Here is a 26350-nt window from a genome sequence, read left to right as displayed (position 1 = left end):
TCTAGGAATCGACATCGATGCGGTATCCGACACCGGGGACGGTCGCGATGATCGCGGGCTCGCCGAGCCGCTTGCGCAGCGCGGAGACGGTGATGCGTACGGCGTTGGTGAACGGGTCGGCGTTCTCGTCCCAGGCCCGCTCCAGCAGCTTCTCGGCACTGACCACGCCACCCTCGGCGGCGGCGAGCACCTCGAGCACCGCGAACTGCTTGCGGGTCAGCGCGACGTAACGACCGTCGCGGTAGACCTCCCGCCGGAACGGGTCGACCCGCAGGCCGGCGATCTCCCGCACGGGCGGGCGGCTGTAGGCACGTCGCCGGTCGAGCGCGCGCAGCCGCAGCACCAGCTCGCGCAACTCGAACGGCTTGGTCAGGTAGTCGTCGGCACCCAGCTCGAACCCGGAGGCCTTGTCGTCGAGCCGGTCGGCCGCGGTGAGCATCAGGATCGGCATCCCGGTGCCGGAGGCGACGATGCGCTTGGCGATCTCGTCGCCGGAGGGCCCTGGGATGTCGCGGTCGAGCACGGCGATGTCGTAGGCGTTGACGCTCAGCAGCTCCAGCGCGGTGTCGCCGTCGCCGGCGATGTCGGCCGCGATCGCCTCCAGGCGCAACCCGTCCCGGATCGCCCCCGCCATCAACGGCTCGTCCTCGACCACCAGCACCCGCATGCACTGAATCCTAGGTGGACGACATATCGCCGACGTATCCGAAATGCCATACGCGCTGACGACATCTCGGCAGGTTGACTGGCACGGTGACCTTCACCGTCCGACCGATCAGCCCCGCCGAGCACCTCGACCACATCCGGTCGCGGCGCTCGGTCAGCTTCCTGCAGACCCCGGCCTGGGCCGACGTGAAGACCGAGTGGCGCAGCGAGTCGCTGGGCTGGTACGCCGGTGACCGGCTCGCCGGGGCCGGGCTGGTGCTGCACCGTCCCGTGCCGCGGCTGGGCCACACCCTGGCCTACCTGCCGTGGGGCCCGGACATCGACTGGTCCGGCGGGCTCACCGTCTGGTTCCCGCCGCTGATCTCCTACCTGCGGTCCCAGGGCGCGTTCGCGATCCGGGTCGCTCCCCCGGTGCCCACCGACACCTGGGACGCGGCCCAGGTCAAGGAGGGCATCGCCGACCCCGCTGTCGCTCGGCTCACCGACCTCCCGGGCCGGCCCGATCCCGTCGGCGCCGAGGTGACCCGCTACCTCCGCGATTCCGGCTGGATTCCGCAGAACCCCGAGGACGGGTTCGGGGCGGGGCAGCCGCAGTTCACGTACGAGATCCCGCTGCGGCACCCGGACGGGACCGCCCGCTCGGAGGAGGACGTGCTCCGCGGGATGAACCAGCTGTGGCGGCGCAACATCAAGAAGGCCGCCAAGGCCGGCGTCGAGGTCACCACCTCCGCCGGCGGCGAGGACCTGAAGGCCTTCCACGACCTCTACGTGCACACCGCCGAGCGGGACCACTTCACCCCGCGGCCGCTGGCCTACTTCGAGAGGATGTTCGCCGCGCTGTCCGCGGAGGACCCAGGGCGGATCGTACTCTACCTCGCGCGCCATGACGGCGACCTGGTGGCCGCGACGATCTACGTCCGCGTCGGCGGCCACGCCTGGTACGTCTACGGCGCCTCCTCGACCGAGAAGCGGGACGTACGCGGCTCCAACGCCCTCCAGTGGGCGATGATCCGCGACTCCTTGGCCGCCGGGTGCGACGTCTACGACCTGCGGGGCATCACCCCGACGCTCTCCGCCGACGACCCGCACGTCGGGCTGATCCAGTTCAAGGTCGGCACCGGCGGGCAGGCGGTGAGGTACGTCGGCGAGTGGGACCTGCCGCTGCGGCCGATCCTCTACCGGGCGTTCGACCTCTACATGAGACGGCGCGGGCGCTGAACAGCATGACGAAGGAGTGGGGAATCGGATGATCGTGAACGAATCAGGCTCGCTGACCGAGACGGGTGTCGTCGTCCTGACGATGCTGGCTCTCCCGGTGGCCGTGCTGGCCGTGCCGGTGCTGGCGGTGCTACGCCGGGCTTTCGGGGTGGCGTGGCCGCGGGCATGGCGCCACTCGCTGGCGGAGGTCGCCATCGTCTACGGAACGGTCCCGGGCGTGCTGCTGACCCTGCTGCCCGGCAACAACGGCATCCTGTCGGGCAACGTGAGCCTGGTGCCCTTCGAGGACATGTCGACCATGGGCCCCGTCGGCCTGGTCGGCAACGTGCTGATCTTCGCCGCGCTCGGCTTCTTCGGTCCCATCCGCTTCCGGGCCCTGCGCTCGGTGTGGCGGGTCCTGATCCTGGCCGGCGCGGCGTCGGTGTCGATCGAGGTGCTGCAGCACCTGCTGCCGCTCGGCCGGGTCTCCTCGGTCGACGACGTCATCCTCAACGCGGGCGGCGCCACCGCCGCCGCGATCATGTCGTGGCCGTGGTGGCGCCGGCGGCGCCCGCGTCCGGGAGCCTCAGACCAGCGCCGCGGCGACCTGGTCGAGGCGGGCTCCGCGTGAGGCCTTGACGAGCACGACGTCGCCGGGCGCGAGGTGGCTCCGCAGCCAGTCGATCGCGGCGGCGTTGTCGGGCAGCGCAACCGCCTTCGCGCCCGCGCCGTCCGCGATGACGGCGGCGGCCTCACCGACGGTCAGGACCAGGTCGGCCCGGGTGGCGGCGTACGTCCCGATCTCGTGGTGCGCGTCGCGGCTGGTCTCGCCGAGCTCGAGCATCTCGCCGAGCACGGCGATGCGACGCCTGGCCTCGATCGCGGCCAGGGCGTCCAGGCCGGCGCGGGTGGACTCGGGGTTGGCGTTGTAGGAGTCGTTGAGCAGCGTCGCGCCGCCGGACAGCGCACGCAGCTCCATGCGCCACTTCGAGATCGACGCGGTGTTGAGCGCGGTCGCGGCCTGGTCGAGCCCGACGCCGGCGGCCAGCCCCGCCGCCGCGGCGGCCGCGGCGTTGAGGGCCCAGTGGGCGCCGACGAACGGGAGCGTGACGACGGCCGTGGCGTCGTCGTGCCGGAGTGTGAACGATGGCCGGCCGAGCCGGTCGAGCGCGAGGTCGCCTACGCGTACGTCCGCCCGCTCGCCGGCCCCGAAGGCGAGCACCGGACCGTCGGTGAGGTCGCTCATCGCGAGCACCCGCGGGTCGTCGGCGTGCAGCACGGCGGTGCCGCCGCTCGCCAGGCCACGGACCAGCTCGCTCTTGGCGACCGCGATCGCCTCACGCGACCCGAACTCGCCCAGGTGGGCCCGGCCGACGTTGGTCACCACCGCGATGTCGGGCGCGACCAGGCCGGTCAGCTCGGCGATGTCGCCGATGTGCCGGGCCCCCATCTCGAGCACCAGGAACCGCGTCGTGGCGTCGGCGCGCAGCATGGTGAGAGGTACGCCGAGCTCGTTGTTGAACGAGCCGGAGGTCGCGACGGTCGGGGCGGCGCTCGAGAGCACCGCCTCGATCATGTCCTTGGTGCTGGTCTTGCCCTGGGAGCCGGTGATCGCGACCACGGTCAGCCCGTCGCGCAGAAGCGCGACGACGTGCGCGGCCAGCCGCTGCAGTGCTGCCTGGGCGTCGTCGACGACGACCGTCGGGAGCGCCGTCGGCCGGGATCCGAGCACGGCGACGGCGCCGGCCTCGGCGGCCTGCGGTGCGTAATCGTGGCCGTCGGTGTGCTCGCCGGCGAACGCGACGAAAAGGCCACCCGGATCGGCCTGACGACCGTCGATCACGGCCGGGGCGCTCACCGTCACCGAGCCGTCGCCGATGACCTTTCCGCCGACCAACGAGGCTATTTCGTCCAAGCTGAGGGGAATCATCCCCTCAGTGTTCGAATTCCCTTGTTGTCATCGCGTATCCGCTAATCGATATGCGGACGATAACTTATCGTCGGCATATCGGAAATTCCATACGGAGCCACAACCGCGCATTCGGTTTGCTGGCGTCGATGATCTACCACGAGCCGACCCTGACGGCGCCGACCGAGCCGGCGGCGCACACCGCGATCTCGACGACCGCCGGGATCACGGTCTACGGCTGCGCCCCTGATGAGGGCCGCCTTTTCGGCTCCTTGGCCCCGGCCCACGGCGTATCGCTGACCATGACACCCGAGCCGGTCTCCGAGGAGAATGCCGAGCTCGCCCACGGCGACCGGTGCATCAGCGTCAGCCACAAGACGCCGATATCGAACGAGACGCTTCTCGCGCTGAAAAAGGTCGGGGTCCGGTATATCTCGACGCGAAGCGTCGGCTTCGACCACATCGATGTCGACTTCGCGGCGACCATCGGGATAACCGTCGGAAACGTCTCCTATTCACCCGACTCGGTTGCCGACTACACCCTGATGCTGATGCTCATGGCGGCGCGCCAGGCGAAGGCGATGGTCCGGCGCACGGATGCCCACGACTACCGCCCGGCGACCACCCGCGGCCGAGAGCTGCGCGACCTGACCGTCGGCGTGGTCGGCACCGGACGGATCGGCACAGCGGTCATCGACCGGCTGCGGGGCTTCGGCTGCGACGTACTCGCCTACGACATCCGGCCCCGGCCGGCCACCGCCGGAATCGAGCACGTCGACCTGGACACGCTGGTCGAGCGCTGCGACATCGTCACGCTGCACGCGCCGCTCAGCGAGGAGTCGCACCATCTGCTCGACCGGCGCCGCATCGACCGGATGCGCCCCGGCGCGTACGTCGTCAACACCGGTCGTGGCGGGCTCGTCGAGACGCCGGCGCTCGTCGCGGCGCTCGAGGAGGGCCGGCTCGGCGGTGCGGCCCTGGACGTCATCGAGGGCGAGGAGGGCATCTTCTACGCCGATCTCCGGGGGCGCGAGATCCCGAATGGCTGGCTCGCACGGCTCCAGGAGATGCCGAACGTGCTGGTCAGCCCCCATATCGCCTACTTCACCGACCATGCCCTGATGGACACGGTCGAGAACTCCATCGTGAACTGTCGAGAATTCGAAAGCAGGTTTCCGCATGTCTAAGCCCAAGGTCGGCATCATCTTCGGTGGCGTCTTCGAGGAGCACCCGGTCTCGGTGAAGTCGGCGCAGGAGGTCGCCCGGCACCTCGACACCGACAGGTACGAGCCCTATTGGATCGGCATCACCAAGAGCGGTGACTGGCGGCTGTGCGACGGCCCCGACCCGAGCTGGGAGGACGGCGCGCACCGCCCGGTCGTGCTCTCCCCCGACCGCAGCGTCCACGGCCTGCTCGTCCTCGACCAGGACGACCACGGCGGCAGCTACGAGACCATCCGGCTCGACGTCGTGCTCCCGGTCCTGCACGGCAAGCTCGGCGAGGACGGCGCGATCCAGGGCCTCTTCGAGCTCTCCGGGATCCCCTACGTCGGCTGCGACGTGCAGAGCTCGGCTCTCTGCATGGACAAGTCGCTGGCCTACACGGTCGTCGCCGAGGCCGGTATCCCGACGCCGACGTTCTGGACTCTCTACCCGGGCGATGAGATCGACCCCGGCGTACTCCCCTATCCGGTCTTCGTGAAGCCGGCCCGCTCCGGGTCGTCCTTCGGAGTCAGCAAGGTGAGCTCGGCGGCGGGGCTGGACGAGGCGATCGCGACCGCGCGGCAGTACGACGAGAAGGTGCTCATCGAGGAGGGCGTCGTGGCCGAGGAGATCGGCTGCGCGATCCTCGGCAACGGCGCCGACCTGGTCACCGGGGAGGTCGACCACGTCGCGCTCTCGCACGGCTTCTTCAAGATCCACCAGGAGGACGCTCCCGAGACCGGCTCGGAGAACGCGACCTTCATCGTGCCCGCCGACATCCCGGCCGAGGCGCAGGAGCTGGTCAAGACCGAGGCACAGCGGGTCTACCGCGCGCTGGGCTGCCGGGGTCTGGCTCGGGTCGACATGTTCCTGAAGGCCGACGGCACCGTGGTGCTCAACGAAGTCAACACGCTGCCCGGGCTCACCTCCTACAGCCGCTACCCGCGGATGATGGCGGCGGCCGGGATCTCGATGACCGAGCTCCTCGACCGCGCGATCACCCTCGCACTGGAGGAGGCGGGCCGGTGAGGGAGGGCTTCGTCTTCGTCGACGAGCTGGTGCCAGGCATCCGCTGGGACAGCAAGTACGCCACCTGGGACAACTTCATCGGCAGGCCGGTCGACGGCTACCTGGTGAACCGGATCGTCGGGACCCGCGAGCTGTGCGCCGCGCTCGCCCAGGCGCGGGACAAGGCCGCCGCCCTCGGCTTCGGCATCCTGCTGTGGGACGGCTACCGCCCCCAGCGCGCCGTCGACGCCTTCCTGCGCTGGGCGGAGGAACCCGCTCCGGCCGACGACGAGCGCAAGCGGATCCACTACCCCGCGATCACCCGTCCGGAGATGTTCGAGAAGGGGTACGTCGCCACGAAGTCCGGCCACAGCCGCGGCAGCACCGTCGACCTGACCCTCTTCTCCCTGGCCTCGGGCGAGCTGCTGGACATGGGCGGTGACCACGACCTGATGGACGAGATCTCCCATCACGGCGCGGCCGGGGTCTCCGAGGAGGCGGCCCGCAACCGGGCGCAGCTGTGCTCGGTGATGGAGTCGTGCGGCTTCAGCCGCTACCAGAACGAGTGGTGGCACTACTCGCTGGTCGAGGAGCCCTACCCCGACACCTACTTCGACTTCCCGGTCGACTGATCCAGCCAGCCGTGGACCTTCGGGCGGTTCGCCTCCTTCCAGGCGGGGGCGAACCGCTCCTCGGCATCGTCGGCGGCGGCAACCTCCGTCCGGAGGAGCTCGCGCAGGGCGTCGTCGTGCCCGGGGATCTCCTCGATCGCCCGGATCATGACCACGGAGTCGTTGAGATCGCCGAGGGCCGACTGGATCGACCTGGTGGCCTCGGCGAGCCGCTCGGCGTGCTTGCCGAAGACTTCTCGCAGCGACTCAGCGGCGTAGCGGGTGCGCTTGGCCTTCTTGCGCGCCTCATGGAGCCGGTGGCGTCGCTCGCCGGGATCCTCGGCGCACTCGGCGGCGTCGACCGCGGCCGCCAGGCGCCGCCAGCTCTTGCGGAGCCGCTTCCTCAGCGCCTTCTTGCCCGGAGCGCCGTCCGACCAGGGGAAACCGTCGGTCGCAGCCAGCGCCGCGACGAGTGTGCGGTAGCGCTCGCCGTCCAGCTCCGGGAGCAGTCGGGCACGCCCGACGGCCTGGCGCTCGGCCAGAGCGGCCCGGAGCGCGTCGACACCCGACGGCGCCGGACCGTGCTCCGCCGCCCAGCGGCGCAGCCGTTTGCGGAGCACCTCGGCGTCGCGTACGTCTCCGAGGAGGGCGCCCAGCCACTTCAGCTCGTCGCGGAGCGGCTCGGTCTGCTCCGGGTCTAGGAACGGGCGGTAGGTCGCCAGGACGCTGCGCAACCTGCGTACGGTCACACGCATCTTGTGGACCGAGTCCTCCTCGTCACGCAGCACGAGCCGGCCCCAGCGGTGGAGCGCGGCCACCTGGTCGCGCCACCACTCGCCGACCGGCTCGTGTGGATGACTCATCCCTCTATTACTACCGTGCCACGGCGTCCAGGTCACGCGGCTCAGTCCGCTGAGCGCCCTCGGCCTCGGTGCTGCCCTGCTCGCGGTGCGGGAGCAGGGTCAGGAGCAGGCCGACCCCGGCCCAGCAAGCGAGAACGATCAGCGGCGTGGTGGATCCGGCGCCGTCGAAGAACGACAGGCCGCGGAGCGCCGAGCCGGTCGCACCCGGAGGCAGGAGCTGGCCGAGCCAGCCGAACGGGATCATCTCCGGTGCGGAGGAGATGCCGGAGAGCGGGTTGCCGACCAGCATGACCAGCAGCGCCATGATCCCGACGCCGGCCATGCCGATGAAGTGGCGCAGACCGACGATGGGCAGTGCGACCGCCAGGATGCCGAGCGCCACGACGCCCGCGTTGACGAGGTAGTCGCCCTCGAGGGCGCCGAGCCAGCCCTGGATGACTCCGGTCATCGCCAGACCGCCTCCGATCGCGATCAGGAACGCGGCGGCGACACGGTCGCGGGTGCGCTTGAGCGCCAGCGAGGTGATCGCGCCGGCCATGATCCCGCCGAGCGCGAGAGGGAGGGCGGCCGTGCCGAAGACGAGACCGCGCGGGTCGTCCTCGGGGGCCGCGACGACATCGGTCACCGTCGGAGCGGTGCCGGTCTCTGCGCCCATCGCTGTCGCCATCGCGGTGAGCTGCTGGGCGACGTTGGCGCTGGCGGCCGACGCGGTCAGCACCTCCTGGCCCTGCGGGCCGACGACGATCGCGCCGTACGCCTCGCGGTCCTCGATCGCCTCGACCGCTGCCTCCCGGTCGGCGACCGCGGTGACGTCGAAGGCGTCCTCCCCCGCGGTGGCGGCGAGCTGCGTCTCGATCTGGGCGACCGCCTCTGCGGGACCGGCGACGGCCAACGGCAGTGCGCGCGGCTCCATCTCGCTGGAGGGCCAGGCGAACGCGGTGATGAGCAGGGTGAGCAAGGTGACCAGACCGAGGCTGACCCCGGTCACGGCTTTCACTGACGTGGACATATCGAGCCCTTCCTTAAAAAAAACGAATGTTCATTCTCTTTGAGGGACACTCTCCTCCGTCTCGTCGGATTTATCAAGAATGAATGTTCGTTTTCTTTTGAGGTATGCTGCCGCCATGCCGAAGATCAGCGAGGAGCACCGCGCCGAGAAGCGCCAGCAGATCATCGCGGCGACCCTGCGCTGCGTGGAGCGCGACGGCTTCCACAAGACGACGATGGCAGCGGTCATCAAGGAGTCCGGCCTGTCCGCGGGCTCGGTCTACACCTACTTCCGGGGCAAGAACGACATCATCCGCGCGATCGCCGAGTCAGGCCTGACAACCATCGCCGAGGCGATCACCCGGTTCACCCCCGACCCGGATTCCGGCTCGGCCGCTCCCCCGCCCGAGGTGGCGATCGAGGCGGCGACCCAGCACCTTCTCGACATCTCGGCGGAGCTCGGCGTCGACCTCCCCAAGATCGCCCTGCAGACCTGGGCCGAGGCCGCTCGCGACCCCGAGGTCCGCGACCTGATGGCGCCCGAGGCCCGGCGGATCCGGGGCGCCTGGCGCACCTACGCCGAGGCCGCCATCGAGGCCGGCCGGTTCCGCGAGGACGCCGATCCCGAGCGCATCGCGATGGTGCTCACCGGCCTGCTGCCCGGCTTCATCCTGCAGCGGCTGATGCTGGGGGACGTCACCCCGAAGACGTACGCGGCAGGGCTTACCGACCTGCTCCGCTAGGCGCCTGCGGGAGTTCATCCCGCGCTCATGTGACCTCGCTTCCCTGAATGGACCAGCCATTCTCAGGGAGAGTCCATGCGCCTGTCAGTCCCCCATCTGCCAGTCCCCCATCTGCCAGTCCTCACCATCGTCTTCACCGCGATCACCCTGATCAGCTCGTTCGCCCCGGCTCCCGCCGTCGCGCAACCGGCGAGCGCCGGGCCGTACGACATCGTGGTCACCGATCAGGCCAGCGACCGGATCATCGTCCTCGACCCCGACGACGCCGACTGGACCAGCGGCGCCGAGAAGTGGGCCTGGCGGCCGACAGCCGCCGAGGGCTTCGGCGACCTCACCGACAACTGGGGCCTGCCCGACGAGGCCAAGCTCCGCCACCACAACGGACGTCGATACCTGCTGACCACCGACTCCTACGGACTGGCCGCGGTGGTCCCCTACCCCAGCGGCCGCGGCTCCTACTGGGCCGCTGACGTCGGCCGCGCCGACAACGCCCACAGCATCGAGCTGCTGCCGGGCGGCAACGTGGCCGTCACGGCGAGCACGGGCGGCTGGGTCCGGGTCTACACCGCCTCGCAGGGGCGGCGCTCCGCGGCGTACGCCCAGCTTCCGCTCGCCGGAGCCCACGGCGCGGTCTGGGACCCGGCCACCCGGCTGTTGTGGACCCTCGGCGACCACGAGCTGGTGGGACTGAGGATCGGCGGGACGCGTGCCGATCCGACCATCTCGCGGGCAACCGCTCATCCGCTGCCGACCGACTGGGGTCATGACCTCCAGCTGGTCCCGCACCGTCCCGACCGGCTCTGGGTCACCACAGGCACCCGCGTCTACCAGGTGGACAAGGCCACCGGGACCTTCCACAGCGACTACCCCGGCGCGCAGACGATCGATGTCGTAGGGGTCAAGTCGGTCACCACCAACCCGGCGACCGGGCAGGTGATCACCACCCGGAGCGAGCCGGGCAACCCGTGTTCGTGGTGCACCTCGACCGTGCGGCTGCATCGCCCGACCGACTCACGCACGCTTCCGGGCGGACAGATCTACAAGGCGCGCTGGTGGGTGGACTACGCCGGGTGAGCAGCCCAGCGGGCCACCCAGTAGCGCACGCCGTAGGGGTCGTCGTCGTAGTCGACCGCCACCGTCGCGACGCCACGCATCAGATCGGCGGCCTCTACGATCGGGCCGACCTCGGCCCACAGCTCGTCGGCCAGGCCGAGATCGAGCGCGGCCAGCGCCTCGGCGTCGGGCGTCGTCAACGCCTTGCCCAGGGCGTCGTCGAACTCGGCGGCCCGCGGGTCGAGGTGGCCGGGCGCTCTCTCGGTGCGGCGGGCCGAGCCGTTGCCGACGATGAGGTACGCCGCCTCCTCGTCCGTCACCGGAGCCGTTCCGACCTCGGCCAGCAGGGCGGCGGCGACGCGGGCGCCCTGCGGACCGGCGATCACACGTACGTCCTCACCCAGCCAGGCCACCGCGGCCAGGCAGGCCGAGCGGAGCTGGTCGACGGGGTCGTCGAGCGAGGCGTACTCCGGCAGCAGGGCCAGGCATCCCGGAACCAGCGCCACTCGCGTCACTGCAGCCCCCTGATCGCTCGCGCCGGACGGCGGCGCCCGGCGATCGTCCAGACCATGTCGACGGTCTGCCGGGTCTCGACGACCTGGTGGACCCGGTAGATGCGGGCCCCGGCCAGCGCGCAGACCGAGGTGGCGGCCAGGGTGCCGAGGAGACGCTCCCCGACCGGCAGGTCGAGGGACTCTCCCACGAAGTCCTTGTTGGAGAGCGAGACCAGCACCGGCCAGCCGGTCTCGACCATCTCCCCCAGGCGGCGGGTGATCTCGAGGGAGTGGAAGGTGTTCTTCCCGAAGTCGTGGGCCGGGTCGATCACGATCGAGTCCTTGGCGACGCCGGCGTCCAGGGCACGCTGGGCGTAGGCGAGGGTGTCGTCGATCGCCGCTCGCACCACGTCGTCGTACTCGATCCGGTAGGGGCGCGTCCGCGGCGTCACACCGCCGGTGTGGGTGCACACGATCGCGGCGCCGTGGGCGGCGGCGACGTCGACGAGCTCCGGGTCGGCTCCGCCCCAGGCGTCGTTGATCAGGTCGGCACCGGCCGCGCACACCGCGTCGCCGACCTCGGCGCGCCAGGTGTCGACCGAGATCACCAGCGCCGGGAACTCCTCGCGCACCCGGGCGACGAAGTCGACCACCCGGGACTTCTCCTCCGCGGCGCCGATCTCGGCTCCGGGGGCCGCCTTGATCCCGCCGATGTCGACGATCTCAGCGCCCTGGGAGGCGACCAGGCGTACGCGATCGAAGGCCGCGTCCTCGGCCCAGGTCGCTCCCTTGTCGAAGAACGAGTCCGGGGTGCGGTTGACGATCGCCATCATCAGCGCGTCGTCATCACCGAATTCGTGTCGTCCGAGGCGCAGCATCAGGCGACCATACCGCCCGGGCCGTCACTCAGTGGCGGCCGCTCCAGCAGGCTCACGCTCCGGTCGAGCACCTTGGTGGAGCCGTCGATCGGGATGTACTGCCGCATCTCCACGTCGTCGCCCGCCGGACCCGTGCCGAGGCGCCGCGACATCATGCCCACGATCTGCGTCGCCATCAGGCCGAGGTCGAAGAGATCCTGGTGGCTGTGGTCGCGCCGGCCGAGATCGACCTGAGCGATCGCGTCCATCCCGCGGGTGTCCAGGGTGTCGACGAGCGCGGCGAGCTCGACGCCGTAGCCGGTCGGGACCTGCAGCCGCTCGAACAGCGAGCGGCGGATCGACCACTCCCCCGCCAGCGGCTGGATCAGGTCGCGCAGCGGCCGGCGATGCAGGGCCAGCAAGGGGCGGGCGACGAGCTCGGTGACCCGGCCGCCGTCGAGACCGTGCTCGCCGGGGCGCCGGTAGAAGCCCTTGACCAGCTCGATCGTCGGATTGTTGACAAGGGGGCCGACCAGGCCGCGTACGAAATGGGTGTCCCAGTCGGTCAGGTCGGCGTCCATGAAGACGATGAGCTCGCCGGTGGTCACGAACTGCGACTTCCACATCGCCTCGCCCTTGCCGGGGTAGGAGCCGAGATCGGGCCGGATCGCGGCCGAGGCGTAGACGTCGGCACCGGCGTCCGAGGCGATCCGCGCGGTGTCGTCGGAGGAGTCGGAGTCGATGACGACGAGCTCGTCGACCAGGTCCGAGGTCTCCATCAGGCTGGTGCGCAGCGTGGTGACCAGGTCGCCGACGGTCGCGGCCTCGTTGCGCGCCGGGACCACGAGACTGACCCGCTGTCCCTGCTTGGCCTCGACGAGCTCGGCCAGGGACCAGTCGTCCCAGTGATGGGTGTTGCGCTCCAACCAAGACATGCTCAAACCCTATAGACCCGAGCCTTGCCGAAGACCCTACGGAGTGTCCTCGTGGGAGCGGGCGAAGGTGAGGATCTCGTCGGTGGCGCCGTTCATCCAGACGTCCTGGCAGGCCTGCGCCATCTCCTCGAGGCCGTCGATCACGGTGCCGAAGACGTTGCCCGGCACCCACCCCTGGTCGCCGTTGATGAGGAGGTTGTTGCGGCCGTAGAAGAGGGCGAGGTCGACGATCTCGGTCAGCTCTCCCGGGCCGCGGTCCTCCGGGTAGCCGTAGGACGGGTTGCCGAGGTCGTCGGAGGAGAAGGCGAAGTAGCACAGGTCGCCCGGGATCGGGGTGACCGTGGTGTTCTCCTTGCCGGGCTCCTTCGCGGCGAAGGCGGGCACCAGGTGGTAGATCTCGTTGCGGGCGTACTTGCCGTGGAAGACCTGGCCGCTGAGCGGCAGCGCGTCCCACACCGCGCCGGCGGTTCGAGGCGCCTCCTCGTCGAGAAGACGGGCGAGACAGGAGACCCCGCGGCGCTCCAGGGTGACGGTGATGTAGCGGCTCATCGGGCTCCTCGTGGATTGTCGACAGGTCGGGCGAACTGCTCACCGCTGGCCCGCTCGTACGCTCGGGCCGCGCGCAGCACCCGGGCGTCGTCGTGGCGGGCGCCGACGATCTGGAGGCCGACCGGCAGACCCGCCTCGGTGGTGCCGCACGGCACGCTCGCCGCCGGCTGCTGGGTCATGTTGAAGGGGTAGGTGTAGGGCGTCCAGCTCGGCCACCACTGGGATGGCCACCCCCGCGGCGCCTGCAGCCCGCGCTCGAAGGCGGTGATCGGCATGGTCGGGGTGACCAGCAGGTCGTACGTCTCGTGGAACCGCCCCATGAGCCGGCCGAGGTCCATCCGGACGGCGGTCGCGTCGAGGTAGTCGGCCGCGGAGCCGCGGCCCTTGGTCTCGATGCCTTCGCGCAGCAGCGGATCGATCCGGTCGATCGCGCCGGCCGGGTAGGCGTCGACGACCTTCGCCGCGCCGCAGAACCAGAGCACGTCGAAGGCCTCGACCGGGTCGACGAAGCCGGGGTCCACCTCCTCGACACGAGCGCCCTCGGATGCCAGCACGGTGACGGCTGTGCGGACGAGCTGCTCGACCTCCGGGTCGTTCTTCACGTACCCGAGCGTGGGCGAGAACCCGATCCGCAGCCCCTCGACACCGTCGTCGAGCCCCGCCAGGAAGGAGGTCCTCGGCGTGGGCATGGCCGACCAGTCGCGGGAGTCGAAGCCGGCGATCACGTCGAGCAGCGCCGCGGCGTCGGTCACGGTCCTGGTCATCGGGCCGGCGTGGGAGAGGGTGCCGAACGGGCTGGCCGGGTAGAGCGGCACCAGACCGTAGGTCGGCTTGATCGTCACGGTGCCCGTGAACGATGCCGGGATCCGGACCGAACCGCCGCCGTCGGTGCCGAGCGCCCACGGGCCCATGCCGAGGCCGACCGCCGTGGCGGCACCACCGCTGGAGCCGCCCGAGGTCAGGTCGGGGTCCCACGGATTGCCGGTGGAGCCGTGGCGCAGCGAGTCGGTCACGCCCTTCCAGGCGAACTCCGGAGTCGTCGTCTTCCCGATGATCACGGCACCGGCCTCACGCAGCCGCGCGACCGCGGGCGCGTCCTCCGGCCAGGGACCGGCCTCGTCGATGAGCCAGGTGCCGCGGATTGTCGGCAATCCTGCAGTCCACAAGATGTCCTTGACCGAGGTCGGTACGCCGTCGGCACTGCCGAGCGGACGCCCGGCACGCCACCGCTCGGTCGACGCGGTCGCCTGCGCCAGCGCACCGTCCGGGTCGACCCGGACGAACGCGTTCACCGCCGGGTCGCGCTCCGCGATCGTGTCGAGCACCGCCCGGGTCGCGTCGAGCGGGGTGAAGGCACCCGACCGGTAGCCGGCGACGAGCTCGGCGGCGGTCAGGGCGCTGAGGCCGGGCTCGGTCATGCCCGCCCCCCTTCCTGGCCGACGACGAAGCCGTGGCGCTTGTCGACGATGTTCAGCAGCGGCTCACCGCGCAGCCAGCGCTGGGCGTTGTCGACGAACTGACGCGCAAGTGCCTCCCGCCAGCCCTCGTAGTCGCCGGACATGTGCGCCGAGACCGCGACTCCCGGCATCGTCCACAGCGGGCTCTCGGCCGGGAGCGGCTCGACCTCGAAGACGTCGAGGGACGCCGCCTCGAGCGGGCCGTCGCGGAGCGCGGAGACGAGCGCTTCCTCGTCGACGATCGGCCCGCGGCCGACGTTGACGAGGTGGCTGCCCGGCTTCATCGCCACGAGCACGTCCTTGCTGATCAGCCCTCGGGTCTCGGCGGTCAGCGGCGCCGTCACCACGACATGATCGGCCCAGCCGACGTGGGCGGCCAGGTCGGCGCTCGCGACGACTTCGCCGAAGTCGGGATCACCGCTTCGGGCGGTGCGGCCGGCGCCGCGTACCTCCATCCCGACCGCCCGGAGCAGCCGGGCCGTCTCGCGGCCGATCGCGCCGGTGCCGACCACGAGCGCGGTCTCGGCGCTGATCAAGCGGGTCTCGCGGCGATGCCATGTCCTGGCCGCCTGCAGGTCGTGGCTGTGATGGAGATCCTTGGCCACCGCCAGGATCGAGCCGAGCACGAACTCGGCCATCGCCCGGTCGAAGATGCCGCGGGCGTTGGTGACCACGACGTCGGAGTCCACCAGCTCGGGGAAGAGCAGCTTGTCGACGCCGGCGGCGGCGACATGGATCCAGCGCAGCGAGCCGGCGCTCGGCCAGGCGTCGCGGACGGCCTCGGAGAAGTAGTCCCACAGCAGCAGCGCCTCGGCACCACGGAGCGCGTCGGCGAGGCCGGCGGCATCGGTGTAGGTGACCTGGGCGGCGGCCTCGAAGCTCTCCATTCCGGCTGGTCTGCTGCCGTCGGGCGGGCAGAGGATCGTGATCGGCGGGCGCCGGGCCATCTCCAAGAGAATCCTCCGTCGAGTTCGACACACCGCGGCAACAATCCGAGACTACGCTAGGAGGCCAGATTGCAGATTGTCAACAATCCTAGCGAGGTGCGATGTCCCCGACGGTACGCATCGCCGTGGTCGTTCCCCATGACATGGTGCTCGACCACGAGCTGTGGCGGTGGGCCCCGCCCGACACCAGCCTGCTCTTCACCCGCACGCCCTACACCGATCGTGGGGTCACCCTCGAGATGGCCGAGGAGATCAGCGAGACCACGGTCGTCGAGCAGGCCGTGCGCGACCTGTCGGCTGCCCAGCCCCACGCCTACGTCTACGCCTGCACCTCCGGCAGCTTCGTCCACGGCCGGCGCGGCGAGCGCCGGCTGACCGCCGCGATGCGCCGCGCCGGCGGCGCTCCCGCGGTCACCACCTCCGGCGCCGTGCTCGAGTCGCTCGCCACCCTGAACGTCTCCCGGGTCGCGGTCGCCACCCCCTACGACGCCGCGCTCGCCACCCGGTTCGGCAGCTTCCTGGCCGAGGCTGGCATCACCGTCGTGAGCGCGGGCGACCTCGGGCTGAGCCACCACATCTGGGAGGTTCCCTACGAGACGACGCTCGAGCTGGTGCGGGCTGCCGACACCGACGCGGCCGAGGCGGTCGTCGTCTCGTGCACCAACCTGGCGACGTACGACATCATCGGCCGGCTCGAGGCAGAGCTCGGCAAGCCGGTGGTCTCGGCCAACCGGGCGACCATGGAGGTCGCGCTCCGGATGGCCGGACGCACTCCGCCGAGCACGGAGAACCTGTGGGGGCACGCCTCATGACCCGCCCGCCGGTCGTCGGGCTGCTCTATCCGGGCTATGCGGCCGAGGACGACTTCCCGGCGCTCGAGAACTCGCTGGGTGGTGCGATCCGGCTCCCGCTGGTCCACACCTCCACCGACCGGGACGAGCACACCGTCGAGGCGCTCCTCGACACCGGTTCCCCGGACAGGCTCGCCGAGGGTGCCGACGCGATCGCCGTCCACTCCCCCGACGCGGTGATGTGGGCCTGCACGTCGGGCAGCTTCGTCTACGGCGGCGACGGTGCGGCGAGCCAGGCCGCCGCGATCGCCGAGCGCCTCGGCGTCCCGGCCTCCTCGACGTCGATCGCGTTCGTCGAGGCGGCCCGGGCCCTGGGGCTCGGGAAGGTCGCCGTCGCGGCGTCCTACCCAGCGGACCTGGCCGAGCACTTCCGCTCCTTTCTCGCGGCGAGAGGGATCGAGGTGGTCTCGTTCGGCGCCAGCGGGATCTTCACCGCCGTCGACGTCGGTCGTCTCGGCCCCGAGGCGGTCGTCGGGATGGCCGTGGCCGTCGACGTCCCCGATGCCGAGGCCGTCCTCGTTCCCGACACCGCGATGCACACGCTGACCTGCATCGATGCGCTGGAGCAGGCACTCCGCAAACCGGTGCTGACAGCCAACCAGGTGACCGTCTGGGAAGGCCTTCGACTCGCCCGGGCGTCCCGCCCCCTGCCCGGGCTCGGCACCCTCTTCAGGTAACGTCGCGGCTTTCCATAAACCTTCGTAACGCCCTGCGCCGCCACCGGTGCGCTCTAGCCAGAGCACGTGGACAGCGCTAACGTGACGAGAATTGTTGACAAACCTACTGTCGACACTGCGGGTCAAAAGCGGTCCCCAGCCATCAATCACACCGAATAGGTGAGAAGAAATGTCCGGAACCCCCACCATCCCCTCCCACGAGGCACAACCCGACAAATCGAAGCTCCGAAGAGCCATCACGGGCTCAGCAGTCGGCAATGCGACCGAATGGTTCGACTACGGCGCCTTCGCCTACGTCGCGACAGAGATCACCGCCAACTTCTTCCCGGAGTACGGCTTCGCCGGCACCGCTCTGACGTTCGCGATCTCGTTCATCCTGCGACCGCTCGGCGGCCTCTTCTGGGGTCCGCTCGGCGACCGCATCGGACGCCAGCGCGTCCTCGCGATGACGATCATCCTGATGGCGGCCGCCACCTTCCTGGTCGGCTGCCTGCCGACGTACGACTCGGTCGGCATCTGGGCCGTGGTCCTGCTCGTGCTGCTCCGGGTGATCCAGGGATTCTCGACCGGCGGCGAGTACGGCGGCGCAGCGACCTACATGGCCGAGTGCGCCCCCGACAAGAAGCGCGGCTTCTACGGGAGCTTCCTGGAGTTCGGCACGATCGTCGGGTTCACCGCGGCCATCGCCGTCGTCTTCATCACCGAGAAGAGCATCGGGCAGGAAGCGATGACCGAGTGGGGCTGGCGCATCCCGTTCCTGATCGGTGGTCCGATCGGCCTGATCGGCCTCTACATCCGGACCCGGCTCGAGGAGACCCCGGTCTTCCAGGAGCTCGAGACGCAGGACGCCGTCGAGGGCGGTGCCGGGGCCGCGCTGAAGGACCTCTTCGCGCTGTTCTGGAAGCCGATCCTCACCCTGATCGGCCTGGTCGCCGCGCTCAACATCGCCAACTACACCCTGCTCGCCTACATGGCGACCTACCTCCAGGAGGAGGCCGGCTTCACCAGCTCCGACGCCGATCTGCTGGTCATCTTCGGGCAGATCGCGATGCTGGTCTTCCTGCCGATCGCCGGAGCGCTCTCGGACCGGGTCGGCCGCAAGCCGTTGTGGGGTGGCTCCTTCATCGGGCTCATCGTGCTGTCCGTCCCGATGTTCCTCCTGATCGGCCAGGGCTTCTGGCCGGCGGTCCTCGGGTTCACGGTGCTGGGCATCGTCTACGTCGCCCAGCTGGCGACCATCTCGGCGACCTTCCCGGCGATGTTCCCCTCGCAGGTGCGCTACGGCGGCATGGCGATCGGCTACAACGTCTCCACCGCCGCCTTCGGCGGCACGGCGCTGTACGTCAACAACGCGCTGATCGGCGCCACCGGCGATGTGCTGATGCCGGCGTACTACATGATCGCCGGATCGGTGGTCGGTCTGATCGCGCTGTTCTTCGTCGTCGAGACCGCCGGAAAGTCGATCCGCGGCACCGAGATCCCGGGAACGCCGGAGTCCGAGGCGGAGCTCGCCGAGCTCGACAAGGTCGTCTGAGCGTCGACTGCCGACGAGCGTGCCGGGCGCGTCACACGCCCGGCACGCTCACGGTCGATCCCCCCACCGGCACCGCGGCCACATGCAATGATTGTCAACAATCAAACTCTTTCTCGGTGACCCATCGGAGACCACGTTGACAGCGACATCGAGCTTCGAACCCGTGCACAGAGAGTCGACGGCCTCGGTCATCGCTCGCCAGCTGCGCACGGCGATCATGGAGCGCACCCTCCAGCCGGGGGCGCAGCTGAGCGAGACCGCGCTCTCGGCCCAGTTCGGCGTCAGCCGCGGGCCGCTGCGCGAGGCCATGCAGCGACTCGTCCAGGAGGGCCTGCTCCGCAGCGAGCCCAACCGCGGACTCTTCGTGATCGAGCTCGACGAAGCCGACATCCGAGACATCTACCTGGCCCGGGCCGCCGTCGAGGGTGCCGCCGCCACGATGATCGCCCGGGCGCGGGTCCCCGCGGCGCTGCGCGAGCTCCGCGCGGCCTGCGAGGCGATGACCAAGTCCCTCGAGCTGGGCGACCCGGCGGCGCTGAGCGACGCCGACTTCCACTTCCACGACGTGCTGGTGCAGTGCTCCGGGAGCCGGCGCCTGGCCCGCATGCACCAGACGCTGATCGTCGAGACAAGGATGTGCCTGACCGCGCTGGAGGGCACCTACCAGCAGCCGCTCGAGCTGGTCGAGGAGCACAACCAGATCGTCGACGCCATCGAGGCCGGCGACGTGAAGCTGACCCTGAAGCGCGTCGAGCTGCACATGGACGAGGCGCTACGACGCCTCATCCACGCCGACGACAACGACCCGGGCTACGTCTAGACCCCCGGTCTCGCGTCACATCGCGATCCCGACGTACTTGGTCTCGAGGAATTCCTCGATCCCGGTACGCCCGCCCTCCCTCCCCAGTCCCGACGCCTTGACGCCGCCGAAGGGTGCAGCGGGGTTGGAGACCACGCCCTGGTTGAGACCGACCATGCCGGACTCGAGCGCCTCGGCGACCCGCAGACCGCGGCGCAGGTCGTTGGTGAAGACGTAGTTCACCAGGCCGTACTCGGTGTCGTTGACCGCCGCGACCACCTCGTCCTCGGTGTCGAACGGGGTCAGAGGTGCGACCGGTCCGAAGATCTCCTCGCTGGCCATCCGGGCCGAGACCGGCACCCCGGTCAGCACGGTCGGCGGGTAGAAGTAGCCCGGCCCCTCCGGGGCGGTGCCTCCGGTCAGCACGCGTGCACCACCGGCCACCGCGTCGTCCACGAGGGTCTGCACCTTCTCCCTGGCCGTCTCGTCGATGAGCGGCCCGACGCGTACGCCCTCCTCGACCCCGCGGCCGACGGGCAGCTCGGACATCGCCTTGGCGAGTCGCTCTCCGAACTCATCGATGACCGAGCGCTGCACGAAGATCCGGTTGGCGGCCGTGCAGGCCTCCCCCGTGTTGCGCATCTTCGCCGCCAGCGCGCCCGCGACCGCCTCGTCGATGTCGGCGTCCTCGAAGACGACGAAGCCTGCGTTGCCGCCGAGCTCCATGGAGGTACGCAGCACCTTCTCCGCGCTCTGGGCGAGCAGCACCCGCCCGACCGCCGTGGATCCGGTGAAGGAGAGCTTGCGGATCACCCCGGAGCGCAGCAGCGGCTCGGTCAGCTCGCCCGGCCGGGTGGTCGGCAGGATGTTGACGACCCCGTCGGGCACGCCGGCCTCGCGCAGGATCTCCCCCAGCGCGAGCATCGAGAGCGGCGTCTGCGCGGCGGGCTTGATGATGCTGGTGCAGCCGGCCGCGATCGCCGGCCCGAGCTTGCGCGTCCCCATCGCCATCGGGAAGTTCCACGGCGTGATCAGCAGCGCCGGACCGACCGGCTGCTTGGTGATCAGGAACCTGGAGCCGCCGGCCGGCGCGGTCTGGTAGCCGCCCTCGATCCGCACCGCCTCCTCGGCGAAGTGTCGGAAGAACTCCGCGGCGTACGCGATCTCGCCCTTCGCCTCCGCCAGCGGCTTGCCCATCTCGAGCGTCATCAGCAGCGAGAGGTCATCGATGCGCTCGTGGAGGAGGTCGAAGGCGGCCATGAGCATGTCCGCCCGGGCGCGCGGCGCGGTCGCGGCGAACTCCTTCTGCGCGCCCGCAGCGGCGTCGAGAGCACGCCGGCCGTCCTCGGGGGTCGCGTCGGCGACGGCGCAGAGCACCTCTCCGGTCGACGGGTCGAGCACGTCGAAGGTGTCGCCGCCACTCGCATCCACCCACTGACCTGCGACAAGGAGCCCCTTGGGCACCTCTGCCACGACCCGTGCCTCGTTCGGTTCTCCACCCATGCCGCATCAGCCTCCAAGGTCAGCATCCGGCCGTCCGGCTGACAGCCATCCAACGCTGGCCTAGTGTAGTAGCGGGTCGGATTGTCAACAATCGACAGGAGTCCACCATGGCCACGCTCTCCCCCGTCCTCAAGCAGGCAACCCCGGTCGTGGCGGCTCGCGGTGAAGGCGTCCAGCTCTTCGACGAGGACGGTCGTCGCTATCTCGACTTCACCGCCGGCATCGGCGTGACCAGCACCGGACACAGTCATCCGAAGGTGGTCGAGGCGACCCAGCGCCAGATCGCCAACCTGATCCACGGGCAGTACACGACGGTCCGGCACCGACCGCTCCTCGACCTGGTCGACCGGCTCGGCTCCGTGCTCCCCGACGGCCTCGACAGCCTGTTCTTCGCCAACTCCGGCTCGGAGGCGGCGGAGGCCGCGATCCGCTTGGCCCGCCAGGCCACCGGCCGGCCCAACATCATCGTCTTCCACGGCGGCTTCCACGGCCGCACCGTCGCGGCCGCCTCCATGACCACCTCGGGCACCAAGTTCCGCGCCGGCTTCAGCCCGCTGATGGCGGGCGTCGTGGTCTCCCCCTTCCCCGACGCGCCCCACTTCGGCTGGCCGCAGGAGCAGGCGACCGAGTTCGCGCTGCGCCAGCTCGACTACACGCTGCAGACGCAGAGCGCCCCGGCCGACACCGCCGCGTTCCTCGTCGAGCCCGTGCTCGGCGAGGGCGGCTACGTGCCCGCCGACCGGGCCTTCCTCGACGGTCTGCGCGAGCGCGCAGACCGGCACGGGATCCTGCTCGTCATCGACGAGGTCCAGACCGGCTTCGGCCGCACCGGCGAGTTCTGGGGGCACGACCACTTCGGCGGGCGGCCCGACATCATCATGACCGCCAAGGGCCTGGCCTCCGGCTTCCCGTTGTCCGCGATCGCGGCGAGCGAGGAGCTGATGTCGAAGGCCTGGCCGGGCTCGCAGGGCGGCACCTACGGCGCCAACGCCGTCGCCTGCGCGGCGGCCCTGGCGACCCTCGACGTCATCGAGGAGGAGGGCCTGGTGAAGAACGCCGCCGAGCGCGGCGCCGAGCTCCGCTCCGCCCTGGAGCAGGTCGCGAGCAAGCACGAGGCGATCACCGACGTACGCGGTCTCGGGCTGATGCTCGGCAACGAGTTCCGCACGCCCGACGGCGAGCCCGACGGCGCGACCGCCGCCGCAGCCCAGCAGGAGGCCGCCAGGCGCGGCCTGCTGCTGCTCACCTGTGGCGCATGGGGCCAGGTCGTGCGGTTCATCCCGGCCCTCGTGGTGGACTCCCCTGCCATCGACGAGGCCGCCGGCCTCTGGGCCCAGTCCGTCGACGCCGTCCTCGGCTGACCTCAGGGAGCACGCGCGATGACCGACGACCTCGAGCGACTGCTCCGCTGGGAGCAGGCCGGCGCGACCTGGGAGGCGATCTGGCCACGTGCCGGCGAGGTCACCATCGTGCTGTGCACCTGCGACAGCGGCGAGGAGGTCGACCGCTACACCTCGGCGGCCGCCGACCTCCTCGACTACGTCCGGGACCCGGGCCGCGCCGAGCGGTGATAACCGGTTGCCCGCGGCATCGGCCCCTCTCGATGATGGCCCGATGACGCTGACGGAGGTGTGGCCGCTGTTCGGCCTGGTGATCCGGACCCCGAGGCTGGAGCTGCGGCTGCCGACCGACGACGAGCTCGCTCGCCTGGCCGCGGTCGCGGCGGACGGCGTGCACGAGCCGGGAGACCGGCCCTTCCTGACCCCGTGGGCCGAACGGCCGCCGCTGGAACGGGCGCGCCACGTGCTGCGCGGCGCCTGGGCGAGCCGGGGCGAGTGGCAGCCGGCCGATTGGAGCCTCGGCCTGACCGTCTTCCTCGACACGCAACCGATCGGGGTCGTGTGGCTCTCGGCGACCGAGTTCGCCGAGCGGCGCGAGGTGAGCACCGCCTCCTGGCTGGGCCTTCCCCACCACCGCCACGGCTTCGGCACCGAGGCCCGTCTCGGCGCGCTCACCCTGGCCTTCGACCACCTCGGCGCCGCGTACGCCACCTCCGAGGCCTTCCCCGACAACGCCGCCTCCGTCGGGGTGTCCACCAAGCTCGGCTACGAGCCCGACGGCATCTCCCGTGACGTACGCGACGGCGAGGTGCTGGTCTCCCACCGCCTCCGGCTCAGCCGGGACCGGTGGGAGCGCAACGACCGCGGCGGCGTCGAGGTCAGCGGCGTGGAGCCGTGCCTGCCCATGTTCGGTGCGGCCTAGACACGGCTCAGCGCAGGAAGCAGAAGCCGAACACGGCCACGCACAGGACCAGCGACAGCGTGGCGTTGAGGAAGAGGTTGCGGCCGATGTCCCGGGCCCGGACGTGTGCGGCGATGGCACACACGAAGTAGACGATCAGGGCCGCACTGGTCAGAGCCCCGACGTACGGCACCCACAGCCCGGCGACCAGGCCGACCGTGGCCGCGACCTTGACCCACGGCATCACCGGCCACAGCGCCCGCGGCAGCCCGACGTCGGTGAAGCACCGGGCGATGAACCCGACCGGCTTGAAGCACATCACCGCGTCGCCGATCTGGATCACCGCGAGCAGCACGACCGGCCACCACGGGTCCGGCAGGTCACGGACGTACGCCGCCACGACCCCGCCGAGATCGTCCTGCCCCGCCGCGTACATCGCGGTGACGACGAGCGTGGCCGACGCCAGCGCAAGACCGACGGTCGCGCGACCCAGGCTCCGGTCGCCCACCCGCAGGTGCGCCCCGATCGCGAGCACGAAGAAGACCACGAACCCGGCGGCCGCGACGATCCCGACCGCCGGCACCGCCACCCCGACCAGCAGACCGAGGAAGCCCAGCGCGTAGGACACCCCGATCGGGAAGCTCAACCATTCCATGGGCACCGAGAGCCGTTGCGCCTCGGTCACGGGTATCCGGTGGCCGGTCAGGTTGAGCACCGCCCCGCCGAGGGCGGCGATCGAGGCGATGAAGGTCAGGGTGAGATAGGTAGCCGTCATGGCCATCCAGACACCGCTCGACCGGCGTCTGTGACGCCTACCTGCTCAGCAGCCCCGCGATCGCGCCCAGCCCGGCGAGGCCGGTGTCGCGGGCCGCGACGACCGGCCCGTTCTCGACCTGGCCGAGCACGCCGACCAGCCGGGAGGCACGTATCAGCCGCTGGGTCGCCGGGCGCCGGATGCGGTCGTAGGCCACCAGCGCACTCTCGACGCGAGCATGGCCGGCGAGCTGCGCGGCCAGGACGGCGGCGTCCTCGATCGCGGCGCAGGCGCCCTGGCCGAGGTTGGGCGTGGTCGCGTGCGCGGCGTCGCCGAGCAGTACGACGCGACCGTGGTCGAACCGCTTCAGCGGGAGCCGCAGGTCGCAGATGTCACCACGGATGACCACGCTCGGCGGTGTCGCGGCCAGCAGCTGCGGGATCGGCTCGTGCCAGTGGCCGACCAGCGCGGTGACGTCGGCGTGGTGATCGTCGCTGGTCTCCCCGGCGGGCCGGTTGGCGGTCGCGAACCAGTAGGTCCGGCCGTCCACCAGCGGGACGTAGCCGAACCGCACCCCGGTCCCCCAGGTCTCCCCGCCCGTGCTCGAGGCGTCGCCCGGCACCGGCTCCGCGGTCACGCCGCGATAGGCGGTGTAGCCGGCATGACGTACGTCCTCGCGCTGGTGCAGCTCGTTCCGGATCACGCTGCGGATGCCGTCGGCGGCGACCACCAGGTCGGCCGGACCGCGGGGGTCGAGCTCGTCGAGGCCGGCCAGGCCGGTGACGGTGACCCCGGTGCGTACCTCGACCCCGTCGTGCTCCGCCAGCGTCGCCACCAGGGCCTCGTGCAGCCGTGCTCGGTGCACCATAACCGGGGTGCGCTCGACGGCGTCGGCGCGCACCTTCGCCAGCCAGCGCCCGTCGGGGCGGCGCAAGCCTGCCTGGATCGCCGGGCGGGTCCCGTCGACGAGGCGGTCGGCGACCCCGAGGTCGGTCAGGATGCCCCACGCCCGCGGCCAGATCGAGAGCCCGGCCCCGACCTCGGCGAGCTCCGGGGCCCGCTCCAGCACGGTCACCCGCCACCCGGTCCGCGCCAGCGCGAGCGCCGCAGTGAGCCCTCCGATCCCCGCGCCGATCACCAGGGCACTCCGACTGCTCGTCGATCCACTCACGATGCGCAATCTAGCCGACCGGTGCCGTCCTCCAGCTCGAGCAGACCCTTGCGCTCTTCAATCGTTGTCGATAACGATTTACACCCGCGTAACCTCACCTCCGAAGGTCTCCTGTGAACCAGCTGCTTTCCCCCGACCCGACCCTCCGTCACCGCTCCCACGAGGTGACGCTGACGCTGCTCCGTCCCGACGGCGGCGCCTACGCCGACACCGAGGTGGTCGTCGAGCAGACCCGCCACGCCTTCGCCTTCGGCAACATCGGCTTCGACTTCATCGGTCTGGCCAACGCCGACACGGCCGAGTCTCCCGGTGCGGTCTTCGGCGGCGCCGACCCCGAGACCGCCGAGCGGCTCGTGGACCTCTGGCTGGGGTTGTTCAACACGGCGACGCTCCCGTTCTACTGGTCCGGTTTCGAGCCGGTGCGAGGCGAGCCCGAGACCGAGCGCCTGCTCACCGCGGCGCGCTGGTTCCGCGACCGCGGAGTGTCGCTCAAGGGGCATCCGCTGGCCTGGCACACCCTCTCCCCTGCCTGGCTCCTCGACGTGCCGACCGAGGAGGTCGAGGAGGTGCTCCGCGCCCGGATCCGCCGCGAGCTCACCGCGTTCGGCGGGCTGGTCGACACCTGGGACGCGATCAACGAGCTGGTGATCATGCCGGTCTTCGACAACGAGGACCGCCAGAACGCCATCACCCGGCTGTGCCGGCAGCTCGGCCGCATCCCGATGGCACGCCTGGCCTTCGAGGAGGCGCGGGCAGCCGACCCCGGCGTACGTCTCGTGCTCAACGACTTCAACATGTCGACGGCCTACGAGTGCCTCATCGAGGGCGTGCTCGAGGCAGGGATCCGAGTCGACGCGATCGGCCTGCAGAGCCACATGCACCATGGCTACTGGGGTGAGGAGCGGACCCTGGAGGTCCTCGAGCGGTTCGCCCGCTTCGGCCTCCCTCTGCACCTCAGCGAGACGACGCTCCTCTCCGGCGACCTGATGCCGGCCGAGATCGAGGACCTCAACGACCACCAGGTGCCCAGCTGGCCCTCGACCCCCGAGGGCGAGGAGCGTCAGGCCGACGAGCTCGTACGCCACTACCGCACCCTGCTCTCGCACCCGTCGGTCGAGGCGGTCACCTACTGGGGCCTCACCGATCTCGGGTCCTGGCTCGGCGCGCCCGCGGGGCTGGTGCGTGCCGACGGCACACCAAAGCCCGCGTACGACGCGCTCCACCGCCTGGTCAAGCAGGAGTGGTGGTTGGGGCCGACGCACCTGCGCACCGATTCCGAGGGGCGGGTGAAGGTGCGCGGCTGGGCGGGCGACTACCGGGTCAGCGTGGAGGACTCGACCG

The 26350-nt window shown here is 70.8% G+C and carries 27 protein-coding genes and 1 pseudogene; 15 read left to right on the top strand and 13 right to left on the bottom strand.

Annotated elements, in window-relative coordinates; translation table 11 throughout:
• Position 1 precedes the first annotated feature (1 nt).
• Positions 2-667 carry a response regulator transcription factor gene (locus ACWZJV_RS25905; protein ID WP_457179376.1) on the bottom strand — a complete coding sequence of 222 codons (666 nt, stop codon included), beginning with the start codon at positions 665-667 and terminating at the stop codon, positions 2-4.
• Between the two features lie 86 nt (positions 668-753).
• Between ACWZJV_RS25905 and ACWZJV_RS25900 the strand changes: the two genes are divergently transcribed.
• Together ACWZJV_RS25900 and ACWZJV_RS25895 are read left to right on the top strand one after the other, a co-directional pair.
• Positions 754-1884, top strand: coding sequence for a lipid II:glycine glycyltransferase FemX (locus tag ACWZJV_RS25900; RefSeq protein WP_457179375.1), 1131 nt, complete (start codon positions 754-756; stop codon positions 1882-1884).
• A 28-nt stretch (positions 1885-1912) separates the two neighbouring features.
• Entirely contained in the window at positions 1913-2494 is a 582-nt protein-coding gene (locus ACWZJV_RS25895) for a VanZ family protein (RefSeq protein ID WP_457179374.1), read from the top strand.
• Here the strand turns inward: ACWZJV_RS25895 and ACWZJV_RS25890 are convergent.
• Entirely contained in the window at positions 2450-3778 is a 1329-nt protein-coding gene (locus tag ACWZJV_RS25890) for a UDP-N-acetylmuramoyl-tripeptide--D-alanyl-D-alanine ligase (RefSeq protein ID WP_457179373.1), read from the bottom strand. The two genes, ACWZJV_RS25895 and ACWZJV_RS25890, sit on opposite strands and share 45 nt — an antisense overlap.
• Positions 3779-3978: 200 nt before the next feature.
• Between ACWZJV_RS25890 and ACWZJV_RS25885 the strand changes: the two genes are divergently transcribed.
• Genes ACWZJV_RS25885 through vanX form a run of 3 tightly spaced genes read left to right on the top strand, consistent with a single transcriptional unit; the run spans position 3979 to position 6615 of the window.
• Complete coding sequence (locus tag ACWZJV_RS25885; protein ID WP_457181990.1) at positions 3979-4959, top strand: D-isomer specific 2-hydroxyacid dehydrogenase family protein; 981 nt, start codon at positions 3979-3981, stop codon at positions 4957-4959.
• On the top strand, positions 4952-6004 hold the full coding sequence (gene vanA, locus ACWZJV_RS25880; RefSeq protein ID WP_457179372.1) for a D-alanine--(R)-lactate ligase: 1053 nt from the start codon (positions 4952-4954) through the stop codon (positions 6002-6004). The genes ACWZJV_RS25885 and vanA overlap by 8 nt, the downstream gene beginning before the upstream one ends.
• Positions 6001-6615 carry a D-Ala-D-Ala dipeptidase VanX gene (vanX, locus tag ACWZJV_RS25875; RefSeq protein WP_457179371.1) on the top strand — a complete coding sequence of 205 codons (615 nt, stop codon included), beginning with the start codon at positions 6001-6003 and terminating at the stop codon, positions 6613-6615. Before vanA ends, vanX begins: the two co-directional genes overlap by 4 nt.
• Here the strand turns inward: vanX and ACWZJV_RS25870 are convergent.
• Together ACWZJV_RS25870 and ACWZJV_RS25865 are read right to left on the bottom strand one after the other, a co-directional pair.
• Positions 6591-7457, bottom strand: coding sequence for a CHAD domain-containing protein (locus tag ACWZJV_RS25870; protein WP_457179370.1), 867 nt, complete (start codon positions 7455-7457; stop codon positions 6591-6593). The two genes, vanX and ACWZJV_RS25870, sit on opposite strands and share 25 nt — an antisense overlap.
• 10 nt (positions 7458-7467) lie before the next feature.
• Positions 7468-8466, bottom strand: coding sequence for a hypothetical protein (locus tag ACWZJV_RS25865; RefSeq protein ID WP_457179369.1), 999 nt, complete (start codon positions 8464-8466; stop codon positions 7468-7470).
• Between the two features lie 115 nt (positions 8467-8581).
• Here ACWZJV_RS25865 and ACWZJV_RS25860 point away from each other — a divergent pair, with 115 nt between their 5' ends.
• Both ACWZJV_RS25860 and ACWZJV_RS25855 read left to right on the top strand, forming a co-directional pair.
• Positions 8582-9187 (top strand): TetR/AcrR family transcriptional regulator, encoded by a 606-nt coding sequence (locus tag ACWZJV_RS25860; RefSeq protein ID WP_457179368.1) that lies wholly within the window; start codon positions 8582-8584, stop codon positions 9185-9187.
• 75 nt (positions 9188-9262) lie between these two features.
• On the top strand, positions 9263-10261 hold the full coding sequence (locus ACWZJV_RS25855; RefSeq protein ID WP_457179367.1) for a DUF6528 family protein: 999 nt from the start codon (positions 9263-9265) through the stop codon (positions 10259-10261).
• Here ACWZJV_RS25855 and ACWZJV_RS25850 read toward each other — a convergent pair.
• From ACWZJV_RS25850 to ACWZJV_RS25825, 6 genes are read right to left on the bottom strand one after another with little or no spacing between them, the layout of a single operon-like run.
• Positions 10249-10755 (bottom strand): hypothetical protein, encoded by a 507-nt coding sequence (locus ACWZJV_RS25850; protein ID WP_457179366.1) that lies wholly within the window; start codon positions 10753-10755, stop codon positions 10249-10251. The genes ACWZJV_RS25855 and ACWZJV_RS25850 overlap by 13 nt on opposite strands.
• Positions 10752-11612, bottom strand: a complete 861-nt coding sequence (gene folP / locus ACWZJV_RS25845) for a dihydropteroate synthase (protein WP_457179365.1) — start codon at positions 11610-11612, stop codon at positions 10752-10754. The genes ACWZJV_RS25850 and folP overlap by 4 nt, the downstream gene beginning before the upstream one ends.
• The gene (locus ACWZJV_RS25840) at positions 11612-12526 is read right to left on the bottom strand and encodes a glucosyl-3-phosphoglycerate synthase (protein WP_457179364.1); all 915 of its coding nucleotides are present in this window, start codon (positions 12524-12526) and stop codon (positions 11612-11614) included. The genes folP and ACWZJV_RS25840 overlap by 1 nt, the downstream gene beginning before the upstream one ends.
• A gap of 36 nt (positions 12527-12562) precedes the next feature.
• The gene (locus tag ACWZJV_RS25835; RefSeq protein ID WP_457179363.1) at positions 12563-13075 is read right to left on the bottom strand and encodes a DUF3830 family protein; all 513 of its coding nucleotides are present in this window, start codon (positions 13073-13075) and stop codon (positions 12563-12565) included.
• On the bottom strand, positions 13072-14493 hold the full coding sequence (locus ACWZJV_RS25830; protein WP_457179362.1) for an amidase: 1422 nt from the start codon (positions 14491-14493) through the stop codon (positions 13072-13074). The genes ACWZJV_RS25835 and ACWZJV_RS25830 overlap by 4 nt, the downstream gene beginning before the upstream one ends.
• Complete coding sequence (locus tag ACWZJV_RS25825; protein WP_457179361.1) at positions 14490-15479, bottom strand: D-2-hydroxyacid dehydrogenase; 990 nt, start codon at positions 15477-15479, stop codon at positions 14490-14492. Before ACWZJV_RS25825 ends, ACWZJV_RS25830 begins: the two co-directional genes overlap by 4 nt.
• Positions 15480-15580: 101 nt before the next feature.
• On the opposite strand from ACWZJV_RS25825, the gene ACWZJV_RS25820 reads away from it, so the two are divergent.
• The 4 genes from ACWZJV_RS25820 to ACWZJV_RS25805 all read left to right on the top strand — a co-directional run bounded on the left by ACWZJV_RS25820 (position 15581) and on the right by ACWZJV_RS25805 (position 19361).
• Complete coding sequence (locus ACWZJV_RS25820; RefSeq protein ID WP_457179360.1) at positions 15581-16291, top strand: maleate cis-trans isomerase family protein; 711 nt, start codon at positions 15581-15583, stop codon at positions 16289-16291.
• Positions 16288-17007, top strand: coding sequence for a maleate cis-trans isomerase family protein (locus ACWZJV_RS25815; RefSeq protein ID WP_457179359.1), 720 nt, complete (start codon positions 16288-16290; stop codon positions 17005-17007). Before ACWZJV_RS25820 ends, ACWZJV_RS25815 begins: the two co-directional genes overlap by 4 nt.
• Positions 17008-17176: 169 nt before the next feature.
• Positions 17177-18541, top strand: a complete 1365-nt coding sequence (locus ACWZJV_RS25810) for an MFS transporter (protein ID WP_008361549.1) — start codon at positions 17177-17179, stop codon at positions 18539-18541.
• Between the two features lie 163 nt (positions 18542-18704).
• Entirely contained in the window at positions 18705-19361 is a 657-nt protein-coding gene (locus tag ACWZJV_RS25805) for a GntR family transcriptional regulator (protein WP_196874504.1), read from the top strand.
• Positions 19362-19376: 15 nt separating this feature from the next.
• Here the strand turns inward: ACWZJV_RS25805 and ACWZJV_RS25800 are convergent, their stop codons facing one another.
• Complete coding sequence (locus ACWZJV_RS25800) at positions 19377-20843, bottom strand: NAD-dependent succinate-semialdehyde dehydrogenase (RefSeq protein ID WP_457179358.1); 1467 nt, start codon at positions 20841-20843, stop codon at positions 19377-19379.
• 107 nt (positions 20844-20950) lie between these two features.
• Here ACWZJV_RS25800 and ACWZJV_RS25795 point away from each other — a divergent pair, with 107 nt between their 5' ends.
• Genes ACWZJV_RS25795 through ACWZJV_RS25785 form a run of 3 tightly spaced genes read left to right on the top strand, consistent with a single transcriptional unit; the run spans position 20951 to position 23105 of the window.
• Complete coding sequence (locus ACWZJV_RS25795; RefSeq protein ID WP_457179357.1) at positions 20951-22204, top strand: aspartate aminotransferase family protein; 1254 nt, start codon at positions 20951-20953, stop codon at positions 22202-22204.
• Positions 22205-22222: 18 nt separating this feature from the next.
• Positions 22223-22414, top strand: a complete 192-nt coding sequence (locus tag ACWZJV_RS25790) for a hypothetical protein (protein WP_457179356.1) — start codon at positions 22223-22225, stop codon at positions 22412-22414.
• A gap of 43 nt (positions 22415-22457) precedes the next feature.
• Positions 22458-23105, top strand: a complete 648-nt coding sequence (locus ACWZJV_RS25785; protein WP_457179355.1) for a GNAT family N-acetyltransferase — start codon at positions 22458-22460, stop codon at positions 23103-23105.
• A gap of 7 nt (positions 23106-23112) precedes the next feature.
• Here ACWZJV_RS25785 and ACWZJV_RS25780 read toward each other — a convergent pair whose 3' ends face one another.
• Positions 23113-23865, bottom strand: a complete 753-nt coding sequence (locus ACWZJV_RS25780) for a DoxX family protein (protein WP_457179354.1) — start codon at positions 23863-23865, stop codon at positions 23113-23115.
• Between the two features lie 31 nt (positions 23866-23896).
• Entirely contained in the window at positions 23897-25009 is a 1113-nt protein-coding gene (locus ACWZJV_RS25775) for an FAD-dependent oxidoreductase (RefSeq protein ID WP_457179353.1), read from the bottom strand.
• Between the two features lie 113 nt (positions 25010-25122).
• Here ACWZJV_RS25775 and ACWZJV_RS25770 point away from each other — a divergent pair.
• A pseudogene (locus tag ACWZJV_RS25770) lies at positions 25123-26217 on the top strand (endo-1,4-beta-xylanase); the annotation flags it as partial.
• Between the last annotated feature and the right edge of the window lie 133 nt (positions 26218-26350).

Source organism: Nocardioides sp. WG-D5 (genome assembly GCF_054031175.1).
This window is presented reverse-complemented; position numbering and strand designations above follow the sequence as displayed.

What these genes read in the sequence shown, in the direction of transcription:
- vanA (WP_457179372.1), top strand. Translation starts at nt 4,952, where the DNA reads ATGTCTAAGCCCAAGGTCGGCATCATCTTCGGTGGCGTCTTCGAGGAG.
- ACWZJV_RS25840 (WP_457179364.1), bottom strand. Translation starts at nt 12,526, where the DNA reads ATGTCTTGGTTGGAGCGCAACACCCATCACTGGGACGACTGGTCCCTG.
- ACWZJV_RS25870 (WP_457179370.1), bottom strand. Translation starts at nt 7,457, where the DNA reads ATGAGTCATCCACACGAGCCGGTCGGCGAGTGGTGGCGCGACCAGGTG.
- ACWZJV_RS25815 (WP_457179359.1), top strand. Translation starts at nt 16,288, where the DNA reads ATGACCCGCCCGCCGGTCGTCGGGCTGCTCTATCCGGGCTATGCGGCC.
- ACWZJV_RS25800 (WP_457179358.1), bottom strand. Translation starts at nt 20,843, where the DNA reads ATGGGTGGAGAACCGAACGAGGCACGGGTCGTGGCAGAGGTGCCCAAG.
- ACWZJV_RS25830 (WP_457179362.1), bottom strand. Translation starts at nt 14,493, where the DNA reads ATGACCGAGCCCGGCCTCAGCGCCCTGACCGCCGCCGAGCTCGTCGCC.
- ACWZJV_RS25860 (WP_457179368.1), top strand. Translation starts at nt 8,582, where the DNA reads ATGCCGAAGATCAGCGAGGAGCACCGCGCCGAGAAGCGCCAGCAGATC.
- ACWZJV_RS25785 (WP_457179355.1), top strand. Translation starts at nt 22,458, where the DNA reads ATGACGCTGACGGAGGTGTGGCCGCTGTTCGGCCTGGTGATCCGGACC.
- folP (WP_457179365.1), bottom strand. Translation starts at nt 11,612, where the DNA reads ATGCTGCGCCTCGGACGACACGAATTCGGTGATGACGACGCGCTGATG.
- ACWZJV_RS25780 (WP_457179354.1), bottom strand. Translation starts at nt 23,865, where the DNA reads ATGGCCATGACGGCTACCTATCTCACCCTGACCTTCATCGCCTCGATC.
- ACWZJV_RS25905 (WP_457179376.1), bottom strand. Translation starts at nt 667, where the DNA reads ATGCGGGTGCTGGTGGTCGAGGACGAGCCGTTGATGGCGGGGGCGATC.
- ACWZJV_RS25790 (WP_457179356.1), top strand. Translation starts at nt 22,223, where the DNA reads ATGACCGACGACCTCGAGCGACTGCTCCGCTGGGAGCAGGCCGGCGCG.
- ACWZJV_RS25855 (WP_457179367.1), top strand. Translation starts at nt 9,263, where the DNA reads ATGCGCCTGTCAGTCCCCCATCTGCCAGTCCCCCATCTGCCAGTCCTC.
- ACWZJV_RS25795 (WP_457179357.1), top strand. Translation starts at nt 20,951, where the DNA reads ATGGCCACGCTCTCCCCCGTCCTCAAGCAGGCAACCCCGGTCGTGGCG.
- ACWZJV_RS25825 (WP_457179361.1), bottom strand. Translation starts at nt 15,479, where the DNA reads ATGGCCCGGCGCCCGCCGATCACGATCCTCTGCCCGCCCGACGGCAGC.
- ACWZJV_RS25820 (WP_457179360.1), top strand. Translation starts at nt 15,581, where the DNA reads ATGTCCCCGACGGTACGCATCGCCGTGGTCGTTCCCCATGACATGGTG.
- ACWZJV_RS25835 (WP_457179363.1), bottom strand. Translation starts at nt 13,075, where the DNA reads ATGAGCCGCTACATCACCGTCACCCTGGAGCGCCGCGGGGTCTCCTGT.
- ACWZJV_RS25895 (WP_457179374.1), top strand. Translation starts at nt 1,913, where the DNA reads ATGATCGTGAACGAATCAGGCTCGCTGACCGAGACGGGTGTCGTCGTC.
- ACWZJV_RS25865 (WP_457179369.1), bottom strand. Translation starts at nt 8,466, where the DNA reads ATGTCCACGTCAGTGAAAGCCGTGACCGGGGTCAGCCTCGGTCTGGTC.
- ACWZJV_RS25810 (WP_008361549.1), top strand. Translation starts at nt 17,177, where the DNA reads ATGTCCGGAACCCCCACCATCCCCTCCCACGAGGCACAACCCGACAAA.